12 protein-coding genes and 1 pseudogene are annotated in these 16,067 nt (G+C 68.5%); 10 read left to right on the top strand and 3 right to left on the bottom strand.

Features of this window, described 5'->3' with window-relative positions; all coding sequences use genetic code 11:
* Positions 1-30: 30 nt before the first annotated feature.
* Positions 31-1,562: pseudogene (dacB, locus tag VXM69_RS16140) on the bottom strand (D-alanyl-D-alanine carboxypeptidase/D-alanyl-D-alanine-endopeptidase).
* Positions 1,563-1,748: 186 nt separating this feature from the next.
* Here dacB and VXM69_RS16135 point away from each other — a divergent pair.
* The 6 genes from VXM69_RS16135 to VXM69_RS16110 all read left to right on the top strand — a co-directional run bounded on the left by VXM69_RS16135 (position 1,749) and on the right by VXM69_RS16110 (position 7,124).
* Positions 1,749-2,411, top strand: coding sequence for a response regulator (locus VXM69_RS16135; RefSeq protein ID WP_034189090.1), 663 nt, complete (start codon positions 1,749-1,751; stop codon positions 2,409-2,411).
* A gap of 3 nt (positions 2,412-2,414) precedes the next feature.
* Positions 2,415-3,761, top strand: coding sequence for an ATP-binding protein (locus VXM69_RS16130; protein WP_034189091.1), 1,347 nt, complete (start codon positions 2,415-2,417; stop codon positions 3,759-3,761).
* Positions 3,762-3,872: 111 nt separating this feature from the next.
* Positions 3,873-5,354, top strand: coding sequence for a DegQ family serine endoprotease (locus VXM69_RS16125; RefSeq protein WP_034189092.1), 1,482 nt, complete (start codon positions 3,873-3,875; stop codon positions 5,352-5,354).
* Positions 5,355-5,454: 100 nt separating this feature from the next.
* Positions 5,455-5,892 carry a carboxypeptidase-like regulatory domain-containing protein gene (locus VXM69_RS16120; RefSeq protein ID WP_034189093.1) on the top strand — a complete coding sequence of 146 codons (438 nt, stop codon included), beginning with the start codon at positions 5,455-5,457 and terminating at the stop codon, positions 5,890-5,892.
* A gap of 136 nt (positions 5,893-6,028) precedes the next feature.
* Positions 6,029-6,388: a DUF427 domain-containing protein gene (locus VXM69_RS16115; RefSeq protein ID WP_034189094.1), complete on the top strand. Its 360-nt coding sequence runs from the start codon at positions 6,029-6,031 to the stop codon at positions 6,386-6,388.
* Between the two features lie 28 nt (positions 6,389-6,416).
* Entirely contained in the window at positions 6,417-7,124 is a 708-nt protein-coding gene (locus tag VXM69_RS16110) for an SRPBCC domain-containing protein (RefSeq protein WP_034189095.1), read from the top strand.
* Positions 7,125-7,151: 27 nt separating this feature from the next.
* Here the strand turns inward: VXM69_RS16110 and VXM69_RS16105 are convergent, their stop codons facing one another.
* Complete coding sequence (locus VXM69_RS16105) at positions 7,152-8,141, bottom strand: helix-turn-helix domain-containing protein (protein WP_034189096.1); 990 nt, start codon at positions 8,139-8,141, stop codon at positions 7,152-7,154.
* Between the two features lie 151 nt (positions 8,142-8,292).
* Here VXM69_RS16105 and VXM69_RS16100 point away from each other — a divergent pair, with 151 nt between their 5' ends.
* On the top strand, positions 8,293-8,964 hold the full coding sequence (locus VXM69_RS16100; RefSeq protein ID WP_049029735.1) for a cysteine hydrolase family protein: 672 nt from the start codon (positions 8,293-8,295) through the stop codon (positions 8,962-8,964).
* Positions 8,965-9,001: 37 nt separating this feature from the next.
* Here the strand turns inward: VXM69_RS16100 and VXM69_RS16095 are convergent, their stop codons facing one another.
* The gene (locus VXM69_RS16095) at positions 9,002-9,643 is read right to left on the bottom strand and encodes a TetR family transcriptional regulator (RefSeq protein WP_034189098.1); all 642 of its coding nucleotides are present in this window, start codon (positions 9,641-9,643) and stop codon (positions 9,002-9,004) included.
* Positions 9,644-10,042: 399 nt separating this feature from the next.
* Between VXM69_RS16095 and VXM69_RS16090 the strand changes: the two genes are divergently transcribed.
* The 3 genes from VXM69_RS16090 to VXM69_RS16080 are packed head-to-tail and all read left to right on the top strand — an operon-like array spanning position 10,043 to position 16,056.
* Complete coding sequence (locus VXM69_RS16090; RefSeq protein ID WP_367189885.1) at positions 10,043-11,317, top strand: efflux RND transporter periplasmic adaptor subunit; 1,275 nt, start codon at positions 10,043-10,045, stop codon at positions 11,315-11,317.
* Between the two features lie 15 nt (positions 11,318-11,332).
* Complete coding sequence (bpeB, locus tag VXM69_RS16085; protein WP_034191218.1) at positions 11,333-14,533, top strand: efflux RND transporter permease BpeB; 3,201 nt, start codon at positions 11,333-11,335, stop codon at positions 14,531-14,533.
* Positions 14,533-16,056 (top strand): efflux transporter outer membrane subunit, encoded by a 1,524-nt coding sequence (locus VXM69_RS16080; RefSeq protein ID WP_367189884.1) that lies wholly within the window; start codon positions 14,533-14,535, stop codon positions 16,054-16,056. The genes bpeB and VXM69_RS16080 overlap by 1 nt, the downstream gene beginning before the upstream one ends.
* Positions 16,057-16,067: the final 11 nt, after the last annotated feature.

Below are 16,067 nucleotides of genomic sequence, written 5' to 3'. Positions count from 1 at the left end.
CCGTTGCGCGATGTGCGGTGCGTCAACGCGTCAGTGCGCGCCCGCGTAGATCCACTCGAGCAGCGTGTCGTGCGCGGCGCGCGCGGCTTCCGCGTGATCGTTGTTGATGAAGCTGACGACGATGTAGCTCTGGCCGTCGGCGCCGCCGACGTAGCCCGCGATCGCGCGCACGTCGCGCAGCGTGCCGGTCTTGATGTGCGCGTTGCCGAGCACGCCGGCGTTGGTGAGGCGGTTCTTCATCGTGCCGTCGATGCCGGCGATCGGCAGCGAATCGATGAAGGCCTGCGCGACGGGGCTCGCGTTCGCGGCCTGCAGCAGCGCGGCGAGTGACTGCGCGCTCACGTGCTCTTCGCGCGACAGGCCCGAGCCGTTCTCGAGCACGAGGTCGGGCATCGCGATGCCGTTCTTCTGCAGGAACGCCTGGATCACGCGGCTCGACTGTTCGGGCGTCGCGGGCGGCTTGCCGCCGACCGCGCCGATCGTCAGGAACAGGTTGCGCGCCATCACGTTGTTGCTGAACTTGTTGATGTCGTAGACGATGCTGCCGAGCACCGGGCTGTGGTGCACCGCGAGCGGCCGCGCGGTGGTCGGCACCTTGCCTTCGCTCACGGGGCCGGCGATCGTGCCGCCGTCCTGCTGCCACAGCGCGAGGAAGCCGCGCGCGAAGAACGTCGTGTGATCGAGGATCGCGAGGTTGGTCGTGTGCGCGCCGCAGCGCAGCGGGTAGTCGCCGGCGAACGACGCCGTCATGATCCCGCCGCCGGCCGACAGCGTCGGGCGCGCGGCCGCGGCGGCCGCGCTGCACGAGCCCGAGCCTTCGACGAGCTGGTTGTCGATCGACAGGTTCGCGAGCGGCGGCAGCACGTCGACGGCCACCTTGCCGTCGTCGCCCGGCGTGACCGTGAACGACACGGCCTTGAACGCGTACAGCAGCGGATCGGGGCCGACGTTGTACGGCGCGCTGGCATCGTCGTCGAACGACGGCAGGTCGCGCGTCGACGCCGCGAAATAGCTCTTGTCGAGCACGAGGCCGCCGGCCACGCGCTTGACGCCGGCCTTGCGGAGCTTGTCGACGAGGTCGATCAGCTCCTCGGGCACGAGCTTCGGATCGCCGGTGCCCTTGATGTACAGGTTGCCTTGCAGCGTGCCGTCGGGATCGACCGTGCCGTCCGTGTACGCGGTCGTGCGCCAGCGGTAGTCGGGGCCGAGGATCGACAGGCCCGAGAAGGTCGTCACGAGCTTCATCGTCGAGGCCGGCAGCATCGGCCGGCTCGCATTCCACGCGATCAGCGGCTCGGGATCGCCGACGCGCTCGACGACGACGCTCATCGCCGAGGCCGGCACCTTCGCGCGCTGCAGCGCGACGAGCACGGACGCCGGCAGGCCGGCCGCGCGCGCGGCCGGCGACACGACGGCGGTCTTGCGCGCGTCCTTGTGGGATTTCTTGCGGGCCTGCGCGGGCGGTGCGAACGCGAGGGCCGTGCAGGTGGCGACGACGGCGGCCGCGCGCAGGCACAGGCGGGCGCGGGGGCGAACCGGGCGGAAAGATCGGAAATCGGCATGGGCGAATACGGGAAAAGCAGGGGCTCGGGCAGGGCGCGCGGCGGCGCCAAAGCGCACATTGTAGAGACAAGTCCGCGCGGGCCCCTTGCAATCCGCCTTACTGTTGCATTGCACGGTGCCGCGCACGCGATTCGCGGCGCTACAATGGTCGGCGTGTTTGACTCGCCCCATGGATACCTGTCCCGATGCGGATACTGCTCGTCGAAGATGATCGAATGATTGCGGAGGGCGTGCGCAAGGCGCTGCGCTCGGACGGCTTTGCGGTCGACTGGGTGCAGGACGGCGACGCGGCGCTCACGGCGCTCGGCGGCGAGACGTACGACCTGCTGCTGCTCGATCTCGGCCTGCCGAAGCGCGACGGCGTCGACGTGCTGCGCACGCTGCGCGCGCGCGGGCTGTCGCTGCCGGTGCTGATCGTCACCGCGCGCGACGCGATCGCCGACCGCGTGAAGGGGCTCGACGCGGGCGCCGACGACTACCTCGTCAAGCCGTTCGACCTCGACGAGCTCGGCGCGCGGATGCGCGCGCTGATCCGCCGCCAGGCCGGGCGCAGCGAGTCGCTGATCCGCCACGGCGCGCTGACGCTCGACCCCGCTTCGCATCAGGTGACGCTCGACGGCGCGCCCGTCGCGCTGTCCGCGCGCGAGTTCGCGCTGCTCGAGGCGCTGCTCGCGCGGCCCGGTGCGGTGCTGTCGAAGAGCCAGCTCGAGGAAAAGATGTACGGCTGGGGCGAGGAGATCGGCAGCAACACCGTCGAGGTCTACATCCACGCGCTGCGCAAGAAGCTCGGCTCGGACCTGATCCGCAACGTGCGCGGGCTCGGCTACATGGTCGTCAAGGAAAGCTGACGCGTGAGGTCGATTCGTCATCAATTGCTGATCTGGCTGCTCGCGATCGTCGTCGCGGGCGTGGGCATCGCGGGCTGGCTCATCTACCGGCAGGCGCTCGCGGAGGCGAACGAGCTGTTCGACTACCAGCTGCAGGAAATCGCCGCGGCGCTGCCGTCGGAGCCGTTCTCGCAGGTGTTCGGCTCGCGCACCAACGGCGACGAAGGCATCGTGATCCAGATCTGGAACCGCAACGGCGTGCTGATGTACTTCTCGCATCCGCGTGCGCCGATCGCGCCGCGCGCGGAACTCGGCTTCTCGACCGAGCGCACCGATCGCGGCGAATGGCGCGTGTACGGCGCGATCGTCGGCGACAACGTCGTGCAGCTCGCCCAGCCGCTGTCGGTGCGCAACCGGCTCGCGGCGAACGTCGCGCTGCGCACGCTGTGGCCGCTGATCGTGCTGCTGCCGTTCCTCGGCGCGGCCGTCTGGGTGATCGTCGGGCGCGGCCTCGCGCCGCTCGGCCGCGTGACGCGCGCGGTCGAGGCGCGCCGGCCGGAAGCGCTCGATCCGCTGCCCGACGCGCGCCTGCCGCTCGAGGTGCAGCCGCTCGTGCGCGCGCTGAACGGGCTGCTCGCGCGGCTGTCGGCCGCGCTCGACACGCAGAAGGCGTTCGTCGCCGACGCCGCGCACGAGTTGCGCACGCCGCTCGCGGCCGTGCAGATCCAGGCGCAGCTCGTCGCCCGCGCGAAGGACGACGCGTCGCGCCGCGAGGCGGTCGCGGATCTCCAGGACGGCGTGTCGCGCGCGACGCGCCTCACGGAGCAACTGCTCGCGCTCGCGCGTGCTGAGCCGGACGGCGCGACGATGCGCGAACCGGTCGACCTGCAGGCGCTGCTCGCCGAATGCGTGACCGCGCATGCGCCGCTCGCGCAGCGGCGCGACATCGATCTCGGCTTCGAGGAGACGCGCGCGGCGAGCGTCGTCGCGGACATCGGCGCGCTGCGCGTGATGTTCGGCAACCTGCTCGACAACGCGGTGAAGTACACGCCGGACGGCGGCCGCATCGACGTGTCGCTGACCCGCGACGCGGCCGGCCGCGCGTGCGTCCAGATCGGCGACAGCGGGCCCGGCATCCCGGCCGACGAACGCGAGCGCGTGTTCGACCGCTTCTACCGCGACAGCTCCGCGCGGGCGCGCACCGACGTGGCGGGCAGCGGGCTCGGGCTCGCGATCGTCAAGCGCGTGGCGGCCCAGCAGGGCGCGACGGTGTCGCTCGGCGACGCGGCCGCGGGCGGCCTGCTCGTCAGCGTCGTGTTCCGCGACGCCGAGATGCCCGCCGAGGCGCCGCAGCCTTCCGAATCCGCGTGACGCGTGCCGCCGGGCGGCCGCCGGCGGCCGCTTAAGCCCCGCTTAAGGCTGATTAAGCCTCCTTTAAGTCAGGGTCGTTACGCTGCGTCCTAACAAAGAGGAGGTCCTACGATGAATACCCGATTCCTTGCGCGCGGCACCGTCGCGGTCGCCGTGGCGGCCGCCCTGTCAGCCGGCTATTTCGCCGGTACGCGCCGCGCCGATCCGCAGATCATCACGCCCGCGCAGGCCGCGCTGATGCCGGCCGAAGCGGCCGCCAAGACCGGCATTCCCGATTTCTCCGGGCTCGTCGAGACCTATGGCCCGGCGGTCGTGAACATCAGCGCGAAGCACGTCGTGAAGCAGGTGTCGCGGCGCGTGCCGCAGCCGCAGCTGCCGATCGACCCGAGCGACCCGTTCTACCAGTTCTTCAAGCACTTCTACGGCCAGGTGCCGGGCATGGGCGGCGACGCGCAGCCCGACGACCAGCCGAGCGCGAGCCTCGGTTCCGGGTTCATCATCAGCTCCGACGGGTACATCCTCACCAATGCGCACGTGATCGACGGCGCGAACGTCGTCACGGTCAAGCTGACCGACAAGCGCGAATACAAGGCGAAGGTCGTCGGCGCCGACAAGCAGTCCGACGTCGCGGTGCTGAAGATCGACGCGAGCGGCCTGCCGACCGTGAAGATCGGCGATCCGGCGCAGAGCAAGGTCGGCCAGTGGGTCGTCGCGATCGGCTCGCCGTACGGCTTCGACAACACGGTCACGTCGGGCATCATCAGCGCGAAGTCGCGCGCGCTGCCGGACGAGAACTACACGCCGTTCATCCAGACCGACGTGCCGGTGAACCCCGGCAACTCGGGCGGCCCGCTGTTCAACCTGCAGGGCGAGGTGATCGGCATCAACTCGATGATCTACTCGCAGACGGGCGGTTTCCAGGGCCTGTCGTTCGCGATCCCGATCAACGAGGCGATCAAGGTCAAGGACGAGCTCGTGAAGACCGGCCACGTGAGCCGCGGCCGCCTCGGCGTCGCCGTGCAGGGGCTGAACCAGACGCTCGCCAGTTCGTTCGGGCTGCCGAAGCCGGACGGCGCGCTGGTCAGCTCGGTCGACCCGAACGGCCCGGCCGCGAAGGCCGGCCTGCAGCCGGGCGACGTGATCCTGTCGGTCAACGGTTCGCCGGTCGCCGATTCGACGTCGCTGCCCGCGCAGATCGCGAACCTGAAGCCCGGTTCGAAGGCCGACCTGCAGATCTGGCGCGACAAGTCGAAGAAGTCGATCAGCGTGACGCTCGGCGCGATGGCCGATGCGAAGCTCGCGTCGAACGACGGCGGGCCGGTCGAGCAGGGCCGCCTGGGTGTCGCGGTGCGTCCGCTGTCGCCGCAGGAGCGCAGTGCCGACAACCTGTCGCACGGGCTGATCGTGCAGCAGGCCGGCGGTCCGGCTGCCAATGCGGGTATCCAGCCCGGCGACGTGATCCTCGCGGTCAACGGCCGCCCGGTCACGAGCCCCGAGCAGTTGCGCGACGCGGTCAAGGGCGCGGGCAACAGTCTTGCTCTTCTGATCCAGCGCGATAATGCGCAGATCTTCGTGCCGGTCGACCTGAGCTGACCGGCATGGCCGACGGCCGGCTCGGCCGGCCGCGGCGGGCGCCGCCGCTCGACCGCGTGACGCGGCGCCCCGTATGTGTTCCGACCCCAAGGAGAGAGCCATGCAATATCCACGCAACGTGTCCCGATTTGCCGTCGCCGTGGCGTTGGCCGCCGGCCTCGCAGCCGGTGCGACCGGCGCGTACGCGCAGTCCGACGGCTTGCCGGCCGCGCGCCAGCAGGGTGACGTCACCTTCGTGTCCGGCGGCGTCGGGCAGGACGAATCGACGGCGTTCCAGCACAACGAGGCGAAGTGGCCGCTGGCGCTGCGCTTCACCGGCAAGGGCGGCGAGTTCCTGGCCGACGTCCACGTGCGGATCGTCGACGGCAAGGGCACGGAAGTGCTGAAGACCGACGCGCGCGGGCCGTACATGCTCGTGAAGGTGCCGCCGGGACGCTATACGGTGCATGCGTCGTACCAGGGCAACGAGGAATCGCGCGCCGTCACGGTCGGCGCGAAGGGCGGCGCGAAAACCGCGTTCCAGTGGAGCGCGCAGTAGCCCGCCGCGCGCGGCCGCGCCCAGGTCGCGCAATCGGACGAAGTTTCGCCCATAATGAAAGCCACGGCACGCGTGCCGTGGCTTTTTTTCGTTTCCTGCGCCCGGTTTGCCTGCCGGGGCGCCCGAAGGAGAAACGATGTCCGATGCAGCCGACCCTCGACTCGAAATCGTGCCGAACCGCCATCGCGTTCGCGTGATCCATCGCGGCATCACGTATGCCGATTCGCATCGCGCGCTGACCGTCCGCGAAACGGGACTGCCGGACATCCATTACCTGCCGCGCGGCGACGTCAACATGCGCCGGCTCGTGAAGTCGGGTTTCACGACCGCGTGCCCGTTCAGGGGGCCGGCCGTGCATTTCGACTTGCAGACGGAAGACGGCGTGATCGAGAACGCCGCATGGAGTTACGAGGAACCGACGGAGGCAGCGTCCGTGCTTGCGCACTACGTCGCCTTCGATGTCGCGCGGATCGACAGTCTCGTCGAGACGTCCTGATGCGGCGCGGGTTCATCGGGGAGGCGTCATGGAACTGAACGACACGTTACGCGTTGCGCTCGCGCCGCCTGTCGTGCGGGAGGCGTTCGAGGATCTCGCGTTGCTGCGGGCGAGCTTCGACCATTGCGAATCGTTCGTGAAGCTCGCGCACGGCGAGTTCGCGCTGACGATCACGGTGCCGCTTGGCCCGCTGCGCGCGCGCTACGACGTGCGCGCACACGCGGCCGCCGAGCAGGGCGACGCGCAAGGGCGGCCGCGCCGTGTGCTGAGTTTCAAGGCGCGCGCCGACGGCCTCGGCGCGCTGCGCGGCCAGGTCGAACTCGTGCTGATGCCGGATGACGACGCGAACGCGACGCGCATCGAGTACGTGGTCTGGGCGACGGCGAGCGGGCCGCTTGCCGAGCTGCCGGGGCGGCAGATCGACAACGCATTGCGCGAGTGGACCGATGATTTCTTCCAAGAGTTCTGCGCGGTCGTGCAGGCGAAGCACGGCCTCGCGCCGAATCGCGCGCGCTCGGCCGCGCCGCGCCGCCAGCATGTGTTCCTGCGGCCCGCGTCGCTGATGGCCGCGACGAAGCGCGCGCTGCCGCCGCACCTGGGCGGCGCGCTGACCGGGCGCGCGGCCAGCGCGCTCCCGCATCGCGGCTCCGGCACGGTGCCGGTTTGGGCCTGGGCGGCGATGATCGTGTTCGTCGCGCTGCTGCTCTACGCGGCACGCTGGATCAACGGCGGCTGAGCGGCCTTACCGCGCGTCGGCGCCGGTTCAGGCGCCGGCGCCGCGAAATTCCCTTCGATAGGCGGACGGCGACGTGCCGAGCGCGCCCGCGAAATGCTGGCGCAGCGACACGCTCGACCCGTAGCCGGCAGCCTGCGCGATCGCGTCGATCGATTGTCCGGTGGTTTCCAGCAGGTGCTGCGCGCGTGCGAGCCGCTCGGCCTGCAGCCATGCGGTGACGGTCGTACCCGTCGCCTGGCGGAAGTGGCGCGTGAACGTGCGCCGGCTCATCAGCACGCGTTCGGCGAGCGAATCGACGCCATGCGCGGCGTCGAGATGCGCGCGCACCCAGTCGAGCAGGCCCGCGAGCCGCGCATCGCGCGGGTGCGCGGCGACCGGCTGCGGAACGTACTGGGCCTGCCCGCCCTGGCGGTGCGGCGGAATCACGAGGCGGCGCGCGATCCGGTTCGCGGCATCCGAGCCGAAGCGCCGCCGCACCACGTGCAGGCAGCAGTCGAGCCCCGCGGCCGTGCCGGCCGACGTCGTCAGATTGCCGTCGTCGACGTACAGCACGTCGGGATCGAGCTTCACGCGCGGAAAGCGCCGGGCGAAATCGTCGGCCCATGCCCAGTGCGTGGTGGCCGGACGGCCGTCGAGCAGGCCGGCCGCGGCGAGCACGTACGCGCCGAGGCACAGGCCGACGAGCTGCGCGCCGCGGGCGGCGACCGCGCGGACGGCGTCGAGCAGTTCATCGGGCGGCACTTCGTCCGGATCGCGCCAGGAGGGCACGACGACGATGTCCGCGTCGTCGAGCGCATCGAGCCCGTACGGCGCCGCGATCGTGAAGCCGCCCGTCGTCGCGAGCGCGCCGCGCTCGGCCGAGCAGACGCGAAACTCGAACGCGGGCGACGCGGCCGCGTCGCGTTCCTTGCCGAACACGACGGACGGTACCGACAGGTGGAACGGGCTGATGCCGTCGTATGCGATCACGGCGACGACGGTCGGCGCGGGCGGGGCGGGCAACGCGGCAGCGGCCATGACGGGCTCCGGAATGGGGATGGCCCGATTTTATCGAAGAATGGCTATCGGGCCACTGTCCGGGCAAACGCCGTGGCCCGACAATGCATCCCATCGCGCTGCCGGCCGCCCCCTTCCGGGCGGGGTAGCGCTCCCGGACCAGGAGCCCGCCATGTCGAATTCGAACGCCGTCCCGTCTTCCGCTGCTCATCCCGCTGCCCGCCGCGCCCTGATCGTCATCGACGTCCAGAACGAATACGTGACGGGCAACCTGCCGATCGAGTATCCGCCGCTCGACGTGTCGCTCGCGAACATCGGCCGCGCGATCGACGCCGCGCACGCGGCCGGCGTGCCCGTGATCGTGGTCCAGCACGTCGCGCCGGCCGGCGCGCCGATCTTCGCGCCCGGCTCCGACGGCGTCGCGCTGCACGCGGTGGTCGCCAGCCGGCCGTACGCGCATCTGGTCGAGAAGACGCAGGCGAGCTCGTTCGCCGGGACCGATCTTGGCACGTGGCTCGATGCGCACGGGATCGACACGCTCGCGGTGGCCGGCTACATGACGCACAACTGCAATGCGTCGACCGTCTATCACGCTGCGCATGCGGGGCTGAAGATCGAGTACCTGAACGACGCGACGGGCGCGCTGCCTTACGAGAACGAAGCGGGCACGGCGAGCGCCGAGGAGATTCACCGCGCGTACACGGTGGTGTTCCAGTCGAATTTCGCGGCGGTGATGTCGACCGACGCGTGGATCGCGGGACTGTCTGGCGCGGCGATGCCGGCGCGCGATTCGGTGGCCGCGTCGAACCGGCGAGCCCGCGCGCAACGCGCGAAGGCGGCCTGACGCGGCAGCAACCGGACGGTGCGGCGACCGCCGCGCGTCAGCCGCCGTCCTTCAGCATCGCGGGGCTGTAGCGCAGCATGTCGAAACAGCCGTCGACGAGCTTTTCCGCATGCTGCTCGGCGTCGATCTCGTCGGGCAGCATCAGCATGTCGCGCACGAAGCCGCTGACGAGGGTGTGCAGCATCAGCGTCGCGCGCCACGTATCGAGCCGCTCGGGCAGCAGCTTGAGCCGCACGGCCATCGCGAGATCGGCGTCGATCGCGTGCAGCGCCTCGCTCATCCCGGCGCGATTGCGCTGCAGCAGCGGCCCCATGTCCGCGACGTACTCGCACTTCATGAAGAGGATGCTGAACACGCGCCGCAGCTGCGCATCGCGCTGCACGCCGAGCACGCACCAGATCAGGATCTTGCGCACCTTCTCGAGCGGATCGCCGCCCGGTGCGTCGAGCGGCATCCGCTTCAGTTCGTCGATCGGCAGGAACACGCGGTCGAACATCGCGTCGAACAGCTCGCTTTTATTCGCGAAGTGCCAGTAGATCGCGCCGCGCGTCACGCCGGCGTGCTGGGCGATGTCCGCGAGCGACGTGTGCGACACGCCCTTCTCGAAGAACACGTGCTCGGCGGCGTCGAGAATGCGGTTGCGCGTCTCGAGCGCCTCCTCCTTGGTACGTCTGACCATGTGCAGGCCTGATTGGATCGATCGTAGGTGAATTTAGGGTCCGCAACCCCTCGCGGCCATCATTGAGACGGGCTATGCTTGCGACGGGTAACAATCTGTAAGACTGGACAGTCGGCGGAGTACAAACGGGCTTTTTACATACATCCATGAATGTATATACAATACCACCCTACGATCGAATGACCCAAGTGGCAATCAGTTAATATCCCACTCTGCTGATTCCCGCCAAAGTACCAGTCCGCAGTTCGCGGCATCCCGTCGGCATAGAGGTTTCGTGCCGACGTGCTGTAGCCAGCAGTCCAGTAATTCAGGTGTTCGATCTGCGCCGCGAGGCGCATCCGTGTTGCGCTCCCGCCGGGTGCTGCACTTATTCCATTGGTTACACACAGAGGTCGCTCCATGCGCGTCGAACGGGTTCCATACCGCTTGATCACTGTCGCGGCAGCCGCGGTTTTCCTGGCTGCCTGCGGAAAAAAAGAATCGGCACCGCCGCCGCAAACACCTGAAGTCGGCGTCGTCACCGTCCAGCCGCAGGCCGTACCGGTCTTCACCGACCTGCCGGGCCGCACCAGCGCGTTCCTCGTCGCGCAGGTGCGCGCGCGGGTCGACGGCATCGTGCTGCGCCGTGAATTCACCGAAGGCAGCGACGTCAAGGCCGGCCAGCGCCTGTACAAGATCGACCCGGCGCCGTACGTCGCCGCGCTGAACAGCGCGAAGGCGACGCTCGCGAAGGCGCAGGCGAACCTCGTCACGCAGAACGCGCTGGTCGCGCGCTACAAGGTGCTGGTGGCCGCGAACGCGGTCAGCAAGCAGGACTACGACAACGCGGTGGCCACGCAGGGCCAGGCCGCGGCGGACGTCGCGGCCGGCAAGGCGGCGGTCGACACCGCGCAGATCAACCTCGGCTATACGGATGTCGTGTCGCCGATCACGGGCCGCGTCGGCATCTCGCAAGTGACGCCGGGTGCGTACGTGCAGGCGAGCCAGGCGACGCTGATGTCGACCGTGCAGCAGCTCGATCCGGTGTACGTGGACCTCACGCAGTCGAGCCTCGAAGGGCTGAAGCTGCGCCAGGACGTGCAGAGCGGGCGCCTAAAGACGAGCGGCCCGGGCGCGGCGAAGGTGTCGCTGATCCTGGAAGACGGCAAGACCTATTCGGAAGCGGGCAAGCTGCAGTTCTCGGACGTGACGGTCGACCAGACCACCGGCTCGGTGACGATCCGCGCGGTGTTCCCGAACCCGGGCCGCGTGCTGCTGCCGGGGATGTTCGTGCGCGCGCGGATCGAGGAAGGCGTGAACGAGAACGCGTTCCTGGTGCCGCAGATCGGCGTCACGCACGACCAGAAGGGGCAGGCGATCGCGCTGGTGGTGAACGCCAGCAACAAGGTCGAGCCGCGTCCGCTGAAGACGACCGGCATGCAGGGTCAGAACTGGATCGTCGAAGGCGGTCTGCAGGCGGGCGATCACGTGATCGTGCAGGGCGGCGAAAAGGTGCGCCCGGGTGCGACCGTGAAGTCGGTCCCCGCGCAGCTCGCACCGGCGGCCGATGCCGCGTCGGGTGCCGCTGCCTCCGCCGCGCCGGCTGCCGCCGGTTCCGGCACCGCTGCCGCATCCGGCGCCGCTGCATCGGGCGCCGTGCCGGCGAGTGCTGCCGCTGCTTCGAGCGCGCAATAACAGGGAGCCTGTTTCATGGCAAAGTTTTTTATCGATCGCCCGATCTTCGCGTGGGTGATCGCCATCATCCTGATGCTGGCCGGGGTTGCGGCGATCTTCACGCTACCGATCTCGCAGTATCCGACGATCGCGCCGCCATCGATCCAGATCACCGCGAACTATCCGGGCGCTTCCGCGAAGACGGTGGAAGACACGGTGACGCAGGTGATCGAGCAGCAGATGAGCGGTCTCGACAACTTCCTGTACATGTCGTCGACAAGCGACGACTCGGGTAACGCGACGATCACGCTGACCTTCGCGCCGGGTACCAACGCCGACATCGCGCAGGTGCAGGTGCAGAACAAGCTGTCGCTCGCGACGCCGGTTCTGCCGCAGGTCGTGCAGCAGCTCGGCCTGTCGGTGACGAAGTCGAGCAGCAGCTTCCTGCTGGTGCTCGCCTTCAACTCCGAAGACGGCAGCATGAACAAGTACGACCTCGCGAACTTCGTGGCGTCGCACGTGAAGGATCCGATCAGCCGGTTGAACGGCGTCGGTACCGTCACGCTATTCGGCTCACAGTACGCGATGCGGATCTGGCTCGACCCGACCCGCCTGACCAACTACGGCCTCACGCCGGTCGACGTCAGCTCGGCGATCACCGCGCAGAACGTGCAGATCGCGGGCGGTCAGCTCGGCGGCACGCCGGCGAAGCCGGGCACCGTGCTGCAGGCGACGATCACCGAATCGACGCTGCTGCAGACGCCCGAGCAGTTCGGCAACATCCTGCTGAAGGTCAACCAGGACGGCTCGCAGGTTCGCCTGAAGGACGTCGCGCAGATCGGCCTCGGCGGCGAAAACTACAACTTCGACACGAAGTACAACGGTCAGCCGACCGCGGCACTCGGTATCCAGCTCGCGACCAACGCGAACGCGCTCGCGACCGCGAAGGCCGTGCGCGCGAAGATCGACGAGCTCTCGCCGTTCTTCCCGCACGGCCTCGTCGTGAAGTATCCGTACGACACGACGCCGTTCGTGAAGCTGTCGATCGAGGAAGTGGTCAAGACGCTGCTCGAAGGTATCGTGCTCGTGTTCCTGGTGATGTACCTGTTCCTGCAGAACCTGCGGGCGACGATCATCCCGACGATCGCGGTGCCGGTCGTGCTGCTCGGCACGTTCGCGATCATGTCGATGGTGGGCTTCTCGATCAACACGCTGTCGATGTTCGGCCTCGTGCTCGCGATCGGCCTGCTGGTCGACGATGCGATCGTGGTGGTCGAGAACGTCGAGCGCGTGATGGCGGAAGAGGGCTTGTCGCCGAAGGAGGCGACCCGCAAGGCGATGGGCCAGATCACCGGCGCGCTGGTCGGCGTGGCGCTCGTGCTGTCGGCGGTGTTCGTGCCGGTGGCGTTCTCGGGCGGCTCGGTCGGTGCGATCTATCGCCAGTTCTCGCTGACGATCGTGTCGGCGATGGTGCTGTCGGTGCTCGTCGCGTTGATCCTGACGCCGGCACTGTGCGCGACGATCCTCAAGCCGATCCCGCAAGGGCATCACGAAGAGAAGAAGGGCTTCTTCGGCTGGTTCAACCGCACGTTCAACAACAGCCGCGACAAGTACCACGTCGGCGTGCACCACGTGATCAAGCGCTCGGGCCGCTGGCTCATCATCTATCTGGTCGTGATCGTCGCGGTCGGGCTGCTGTTCGTGCGCCTGCCGAAGTCGTTCCTGCCCGATGAAGACCAGGGCCTGATGTTCGTGATCGTGCAGACGCCGTCGGGTTCGACGCAGGAGACGACCGCGAAGACGCTCGCGAACATTTCCGACTACCTGCTGAAGGACGAGAAGGAAATCGTCGAGTCGGCGTTCACGGTCAACGGCTTCAGCTTCGCGGGCCGCGGCCAGAACTCCGGTCTCGTGTTCGTGCGCCTGAAGGATTACTCGCAGCGTCAGCACGCGAACCAGAAGGTGCAGGCGCTGATCGGCCGGATGTTCGGGCGCTACGCGGGCTACAAGGACGCGATCGTGATCCCGTTCAACCCGCCGTCGATTCCCGAACTCGGCACGGCTGCCGGCTTCGACTTCGAGCTGACGGACAACGCCGGTCTCGGCCACGATGCGCTGATGGCCGCGCGTAACCAGTTGCTCGGGATGGCTTCGAAGGATCCGACGCTGCAGGGCGTGCGCCCGAACGGCCTGAACGACACGCCGCAGTACAAGGTCGACATCGACCGCGAGAAGGCGAATGCGCTGGGCGTGACGGCGGATGCGATCGACCAGACGTTCTCGATCGCATGGGCGTCGAAGTACGTGAACAACTTCCTCGACACCGACGGCCGGATCAAGAAGGTGTACGTGCAGGCGGACGCGCCGTTCCGGATGACGCCGGAAGACATGAACGTCTGGTACGTGCGCAACGGGTCGGGCGGGATGGTGCCGTTCAGTTCGTTCGCGACCGGCCACTGGACGTACGGTTCGCCGAAGCTCGAGCGCTACAACGGCGTGTCGGCGATGGAAATCCAGGGTCAGGCCGCACCGGGCAAGTCGACCGGCCAGGCGATGGCCGCGATGGAAGGGCTCGCGAAGAAGCTGCCGGTCGGTATCGGCTATTCGTGGACCGGCCTGTCGTTCCAGGAAATCCAGTCCGGTTCGCAGGCGCCGATCCTGTACGCGATCTCGATCCTCGTCGTGTTCCTGTGTCTCGCGGCGCTGTATGAAAGCTGGTCGATCCCGTTCTCGGTGATCATGGTGGTGCCGCTCGGCGTGATCGGTGCGCTGCTCGCGGCCACGATGCGCGGTCTGGAAAACGACGTGTTCTTCCAGGTCGGCCTGCTGACCACCGTGGGCTTGTCCGCGAAGAACGCGATCCTGATCGTGGAATTCGCGCGCGAGTTGCAGATGACGGAGAAGATGGGGCCGATCGAGGCCGCGCTGGAAGCGGCGCGCCTGCGGCTGCGTCCGATCCTGATGACGTCGCTCGCGTTCATTCTCGGCGTGATGCCGCTCGCGATCAGCAACGGCGCGGGTTCGGCGAGCCAGCATGCGATCGGTACGGGCGTGATCGGCGGGATGATCACGGCGACGTTCCTCGCGATCTTCATGATCCCGATGTTCTTCGTGAAGATCCGCGCGATCTTCAGCGGCGAGAAGGAAGACGTCGACGAGGCGCTGCGCCTGGCTCAGGAGCACTCGCACCACGAAGAGAAGCCGGGCAACGGCGACGAAGGCAACAAGGGACAGTGATGATGCAAAAACACGCTTTGACTGCAATCGCGGTCGCGCTCCTTGCCACGGGCTGCACGATGGCGCCGCATTACAAGCGGCCCGATGCACCCGTCGCGCAGGCGTACCCGGCCGGCGGCGTCTACGCGACGCAGCCGGGTGCGGCCGGCGCGCGCAGCGCGAACGGCCAGGCGGCGACGACCATCGGCTGGCGCGAATTCTTCGTCGATCCGCGCCTGCAGCGGCTGATCGAGATCGCGCTGAAGAACAACCGCGACCTGCGCGTGTCGGTGCTGAACATCGAGGCGGCGCGCGCGCAGTACCAGATCACGCGCGCGGGCCTGTTCCCGACGCTCGACGGTACGGGCACGGGCAACGTCCAGCGCGTGCCGCAGGGCTTGTCGACGACCGGTGCGCCGTATATCTCGCGTGCCTACAACGTCGGGCTGTCGGCATCGTGGGAGCTCGACCTGTTCGGCCGCGTGCAGAGCCTGAAGGACCAGGCGCTCGCGCAGTACCTGTCGACGTCGTACGCGCGGCAGGCTTCGGAAATCTCGCTGGTGTCTTCCGTGGCCGACCAGTACCTGACGCTGCTGTCGACCGACGACCTGCTGAAGGTCACGGAGAACACGCTGAAGTCCGCGCAGGCGCAGTACGACCTGACGAAGCTGCAGTTCGACAACGGTACGGGCTCGGAGCTCGAGCTGCGTCAGGCGCAGACGGTGGTCGAGACGGCGCTCGCGAACCAGCAGGCGCAGGCGCGTGCGCGTGCGCAGGCGCTGAACGCACTGGTGCTGCTGATCGGCGAACCGCTGCCGGACGACCTGCCGGCGGGCATGCCGCTCGACGCGCAGAACCTGCTGACGGACGTGCCGGCCGGGCTGCCGTCGGATCTGCTGACGCGTCGTCCGGACGTGATGCAGGCCGAGCAGACGCTGCTGGCCGCGAACGCGAACATCGGCGCGGCACGTGCGGCGTTCTTCCCGCGCATCTCGCTGACGGGCGCATTCGGCACCGGCAGCCCGACGCTCGGCGGCCTGTTCAAGGCCGGCACGGCGGCGTGGTCGTTCGCGCCGCAGATCACGATGCCGATCTTCGAAGGCGGACAGAACATCGCGAACCTGAACCTCGCGAACGTGCAGAAGCGCATCGAGATCGCGAACTACGAGAAGGCGATCCAGTCGGCGTTCCGCGAAGTGGCGGATGGTCTCGCCGCACGCGGCACGTACGACCAGCAGATCGCGGCGCTGGAGCGCAACGAGCATGCGCAGCAGCGTCGTTTCGACCTGTCGGACCTGCGTTACAAGAACGGCGTCGACAGCTACCTGTCGGTGCTGACGGCGCAGACGGACCTGTACTCGGCCCAGCAGACGCTGATCAGCGCACGTTTGGCGCGCTGGACGAACCTGGTCGACCTGTACCGCGCGCTGGGCGGCGGCTGGATCCAGCGGGCCGGCGAAACGCCGCGCGCGCCGGATGCGCCGGTCGACTACGACAAGGCGGCTGCTCCGGCTGCTGCGTCGGCGGCCGCGACGAACGGGTAAGTGCAACGAAG

It is taken from the genome of Burkholderia sp. Ed8 (assembly GCF_040761425.1).
In the GTDB taxonomy this organism is placed as follows: domain Bacteria; phylum Pseudomonadota; class Gammaproteobacteria; order Burkholderiales; family Burkholderiaceae; genus Burkholderia; species Burkholderia seminalis.
Note: the sequence above shows the minus strand (reverse complement) of the source record. Positions and strands in the feature narration are given on the sequence as shown.

What these genes read in the sequence shown, in the direction of transcription:
- VXM69_RS16135 (WP_034189090.1), top strand. Translation starts at nt 1,749, where the DNA reads ATGCGGATACTGCTCGTCGAAGATGATCGAATGATTGCGGAGGGCGTG.
- VXM69_RS16125 (WP_034189092.1), top strand. Translation starts at nt 3,873, where the DNA reads ATGAATACCCGATTCCTTGCGCGCGGCACCGTCGCGGTCGCCGTGGCG.
- VXM69_RS16120 (WP_034189093.1), top strand. Translation starts at nt 5,455, where the DNA reads ATGCAATATCCACGCAACGTGTCCCGATTTGCCGTCGCCGTGGCGTTG.
- VXM69_RS16115 (WP_034189094.1), top strand. Translation starts at nt 6,029, where the DNA reads ATGTCCGATGCAGCCGACCCTCGACTCGAAATCGTGCCGAACCGCCAT.
- VXM69_RS16110 (WP_034189095.1), top strand. Translation starts at nt 6,417, where the DNA reads ATGGAACTGAACGACACGTTACGCGTTGCGCTCGCGCCGCCTGTCGTG.
- VXM69_RS16105 (WP_034189096.1), bottom strand. Translation starts at nt 8,141, where the DNA reads ATGGCCGCTGCCGCGTTGCCCGCCCCGCCCGCGCCGACCGTCGTCGCC.
- VXM69_RS16100 (WP_049029735.1), top strand. Translation starts at nt 8,293, where the DNA reads ATGTCGAATTCGAACGCCGTCCCGTCTTCCGCTGCTCATCCCGCTGCC.
- VXM69_RS16095 (WP_034189098.1), bottom strand. Translation starts at nt 9,643, where the DNA reads ATGGTCAGACGTACCAAGGAGGAGGCGCTCGAGACGCGCAACCGCATT.
- VXM69_RS16090 (WP_367189885.1), top strand. Translation starts at nt 10,043, where the DNA reads ATGCGCGTCGAACGGGTTCCATACCGCTTGATCACTGTCGCGGCAGCC.
- bpeB (WP_034191218.1), top strand. Translation starts at nt 11,333, where the DNA reads ATGGCAAAGTTTTTTATCGATCGCCCGATCTTCGCGTGGGTGATCGCC.
- VXM69_RS16080 (WP_367189884.1), top strand. Translation starts at nt 14,533, where the DNA reads ATGATGCAAAAACACGCTTTGACTGCAATCGCGGTCGCGCTCCTTGCC.